This is a genomic window from Streptomyces africanus (assembly GCF_002150735.1).
GTDB classification, from domain to species: domain Bacteria; phylum Actinomycetota; class Actinomycetes; order Streptomycetales; family Streptomycetaceae; genus Streptomyces; species Streptomyces africanus.
In genome coordinates this window covers 1-3,802 of the sequence record NZ_MUKA01000524.1, presented here as the reverse complement: position 1 = coordinate 3,802, position 3,802 = coordinate 1, and the positions used below count along the sequence as shown (strand labels likewise).

The following is a 3,802-nucleotide window of genomic DNA, read 5'->3' as shown; positions in this document are numbered from 1 at the left end:
GCTCCGCCGCGTGGGCGCGACCAGCCACAACGCACCCGCAGCCCCCCACCCACCGCACCCCTACGGCGGCGGGCTCAGGACGCCCGCCGCTCAGGCCCGGCGTGGATCTCCACACCCCCCGCATCCCCGAAGGTCAACCGACACGTGTCAGCGCGATACGTCGCGACGGACAACGCCGCCACACGCCCCGCCGCCACGAACCGCGTGGTCACCACCAGCACGGGCGCCCCGGGCAACCGGTCCAGTTCCTTCGCGTCGTCGGCCCCGGCGGAGCCGAGCTCCACCGCGTTCTCCTGCCGGTCCAGCTCCAGCCGCTGCAACTCGCGCAGCACCGCACGCGCGCGTGCCGCTCCGGACGGCGCGTCGATGCCGGAGAGCTCGGGCACCGAGGACTGCGGGACGTACAACAGCTCGGCGGCCACCGGCCGGCCCTGCGAGACCCGGGAGCGCCGCACGATGTGCACGGACTCCTCCAGGCCGGTCTCCAGCACCTCGGCGACCGCCGCGGGCGGCACCGCCGCCGTGCAGTCGACGGGCTGCCAGGCGTCCTCGGGGCCGCCCGGCCAGGTGTGCGGGCCGGTGCCGAGGGAGACGCCCATGCGGGGCGGCGCGACGGTCGTACCGACACCGCGGCGGCGCTGCAGCCTGCCCTCCAGTTCGAGCTGCTCCAGGGCCTGGCGGAGCGTGGCGCGGGCGACGCCGAAGCGGGCCGCGAGGTCGCGCTCGTTGGGCAGGATCTCCCCCACGGAGAACTCCGAGTCGAGCGCTTCACTGAGCACGGTCTTGAGATGCCAGTACTTCGGTTCCGGCACCGATTCCAGCTGCGTGGTCCCCACCCTGTCCTCCGCAATCGCCGTGGTCGGCAGCGTTTTAGCGCCCTTGTTTTTTAAAGGTTGTTTCACTTCTCTGCGACCATAGGGCGGCCCTGATCCTTGGTCAAGACCAATGGCCGGGAACGTTCACGGGACGTTCATGCGAGGCCGCAGCGGGGCCGCCGGCAGCGGCGTCTAGACGGCCGCCAGCGAGCGCAGCTTGTCGGGGTTGCGGACGATGTAGACCGCTTGGACGCGGCCGTCGGCGACGTCGAGCTGGAAGACGGCGTCGGGCGTGTCGCCGGACAGGACCAGCACGGCCGGGCCGCCGTTGAGTTCCAGGAAGCGCAGGGAGAAGTCGGGGACGCCCTTCTGCGCGGCGCCGACGAGGAAGCGGCCCACCTTGTCCGCCGTCTGCAGGACCCGCAGCGGCGCCCGCGACTTGCCGCCGCTGTCGCCGACGAGCCGGACGTCCGGGGCGAGCAGCTCCATCAGCCCTTCGAGGTCGCCGTCCGCCGCGGCGGCGAGGAACCGTTCGGTCAGGTCGCGCCGCTGGACGGGGTCGACCTCGTAGCGCGGCCGCCGCTCCTCGACGTGCCCCCGCGCCCGCCCGGCCAGCTGGCGCACCGCCGCTTCGCCTCGGTCGAGCATGGCGGCGATGTCGGCGTACGGGAAGCCGAAGGCCTCGCGCAGCACGAACACCGCCCGCTCCAGCGGCGACAGCGACTCCAGCACGACGAGGACGGCGAGCGAGACGGAGTCCGCGAGCACGGCCCGTTCGGCGGTGTCCGGCACGGTGTCGCCGAAGTCGGTGACGTACGGCTCGGGCAGCCAGGGGCCGACGTAGGTCTCCCCGCGGGCCTTGAGCTGGCGCAGCCGGTCGATGGCGAGGCGGGTGGTGATCCGTACGAGGTAGCCGCGCGGCTCGCGCACGTCGCCGCGGTCGCCGGCCGACCAGCGCAGCCAGGCCTCCTGGACCACGTCCTCCGCGTCGGCGACGCGGCCCAGCATGCGGTAGGCGACGCCCAGCAGGACGGGGCGGTGCGCTTCGAAGACGTCGGTCGCGGTCTCGGTGGTCACGGGCTCCATCCCAACCCACCGGTGCGGCCCTGTCCAGGCGAATTCACCCGGTCCCGGCCGGCCCTGCCGGGAAAGTGGCGACACCTCGGGGCTACCCGCCGGTAGCAATTGCTGACAAGCTGTCTACGGCGTCCGTCAGCGAGTACAGTCGAGGAGCACCGCATGTCCGCCACCGTCTCCTTCAACGTCGCCTCCGCCCACGGCGAGCAGAGCGTGACCCTGTCCTACACGCGTCGGGGCAGCGGCGAACCGTTGCTCCTGCTGCACGGCATCGGCCACCACCGGCAGGTGTGGGACCCGGTGCTCCCCGCGCTGGCCGCCGAGCGGGACGTGATCGCCGTGGACCTGCCCGGGTGCGGCGAGTCACCGGCGCTCCCGGACGGCATGGCGCACGACCTGCCGACCATGAACACCGTCCTCACCGCGCTGTTCGGGGCGCTGGAGATCGAACGGCCGCACGTGGCGGGCAACTCGCTGGGCGGCCTGCTGGCCCTGGAACTGGCCCGGGCACAGCTCGTCCGCTCCGTCACCGCCCTGTCCCCCGCGGGCTTCTGGAACGATGTCGAGCGCCGTTACGCCTTCACGGTGCTGATGACGATGCGGCAGATAGCCCAGCGGATGCCGCTGCCGGTCGTCGAACGGCTGGCCCGTCCGGCGATCGGCCGCACGCTGCTGACGAGCACCATCTACGCCCGCCCGGGCCGTCGTTCGCCCGAGGCCGTGGTCGCCGAGACGCTCGCGCTGGCCCGGGCGCAGGGGTTCTCCGAGACCCTCCGCTCCGGCAGGACCGTGCAGTTCACCGACGACATCGTCGGCACGCCGGTCACCGTGGCGTGGGGCAGCCGGGACCGGCTGCTGATCCCCCGTCAGGGGGTGCGCGCCAAGAGCATCATCCCCCGCGCCCGGCTGGTACGGCTGCCCGGCTGCGGCCATGTCCCGATGAACGACGACCCGGCCCTGGTCGCCCGGGTCGTCCTCGACGGGAGCCGCTGAACAGCGGGGCGGCACCCGGCCCGGCGGAAAGCCCGGCCGCGGATCCGGCAGACTGACCGCATGGACCGTGTCGAGCCCGTGTCGCCCTCCTGGGAGCTGCTGCTCCCGGCCGCTTCCGCGCCGGCACGCACGCGTGGCCGTTCCCTGCAGACGGCGCTGCGCGAGGCGGTCCGCTCGGGCCGGCTCGCGCCGGGCACCCGGCTGCCGTCGAGCCGGGATCTCGCGGCGGACCTCGGGGTGTCGCGCGGGCTGATCACGGAGGCGTACGAGCAGCTCACGGCGGAGGGCTATCTGCGCAGCGGCCGGGGCGCCGGGACGTGGGTGGGCTCGGCCGTACGCACCGCCCGGGCGCGGGCGCACGACCTCGCGCCGCGCTCCCCCGGTGCCCGGGCGGACTTCGTGCCCGGGACGCCCGACCTGTCGCTGTTCCCGCGCCCGGCGTGGGCCGCCGCGCAGCGCGCTGTGCTGGCGGATCTTCCGCGCCAGGAGCTGGGGTACCCCGATCCGCGCGGGCTGCCCCGGCTGCGTACCGCGCTGGCCGGGCTGCTCGCCCGGCGGCGGGGTGTGGTGGCCGACCCGGAGCGGATCGTGGTGGTCTCCGGGGTGGCCCAGGCGACGACGCTGCTGGGTTTCGCGCTGCACGCGCGCGGGGTGCGCACGGTGGGTGTGGAGGATCCGGGCAGTCCCCAGCACGACGCGCTGTACGCCTCGGCGGGGGTGACCGCGGTGCCGCTGCCCGTGGACGGGGAGGGAATCGCCCTGGAGCCGCTGCGGGTGTCGGGCGTACGGGCCGTGACGACGACGCCGGCCCATCAGTTCCCCACCGGCATCGCCTACTCGGCCCGCCGTCGCGCCGAGCTGCTGGACTGGGCGCGGTCCGTGGACGGCATCGTCCTGGAGGACGACTACGACGGCGA

4 protein-coding genes are annotated in these 3,802 nt (G+C 74.1%); 2 read left to right on the top strand and 2 right to left on the bottom strand.

What is annotated here, in order from left to right:
• Window positions 1-74 precede the first annotated feature (74 nt).
• Both CCL05_RS41315 and CCL05_RS41310 read right to left on the bottom strand, forming a co-directional pair.
• Window positions 75-836, bottom strand: a complete 762-nt coding sequence (locus tag CCL05_RS41315) for a GntR family transcriptional regulator (RefSeq protein WP_086565700.1) — start codon at window positions 834-836, stop codon at window positions 75-77.
• 171 nt (window positions 837-1,007) lie between these two features.
• Complete coding sequence (locus CCL05_RS41310) at window positions 1,008-1,892, bottom strand: RNA polymerase sigma-70 factor (protein WP_086565701.1); 885 nt, start codon at window positions 1,890-1,892, stop codon at window positions 1,008-1,010.
• 162 nt (window positions 1,893-2,054) lie between these two features.
• On the opposite strand from CCL05_RS41310, the gene CCL05_RS41305 reads away from it, so the two are divergent.
• Both CCL05_RS41305 and CCL05_RS41300 read left to right on the top strand, forming a co-directional pair.
• Window positions 2,055-2,885: an alpha/beta fold hydrolase gene (locus CCL05_RS41305; RefSeq protein ID WP_086565699.1), complete on the top strand. Its 831-nt coding sequence runs from the start codon at window positions 2,055-2,057 to the stop codon at window positions 2,883-2,885.
• Window positions 2,886-2,945: 60 nt separating this feature from the next.
• Window positions 2,946-3,802 (top strand): aminotransferase-like domain-containing protein (locus CCL05_RS41300; protein WP_143590039.1); only part of this gene is annotated, 857 nt, incomplete at its 3' end.

Excerpts from the sequence above, each read along its gene's own strand:
- CCL05_RS41305 (WP_086565699.1), top strand. The coding sequence starts at position 2,055 with ATGTCCGCCACCGTCTCCTTCAACGTCGCCTCCGCCCACGGCGAGCAG.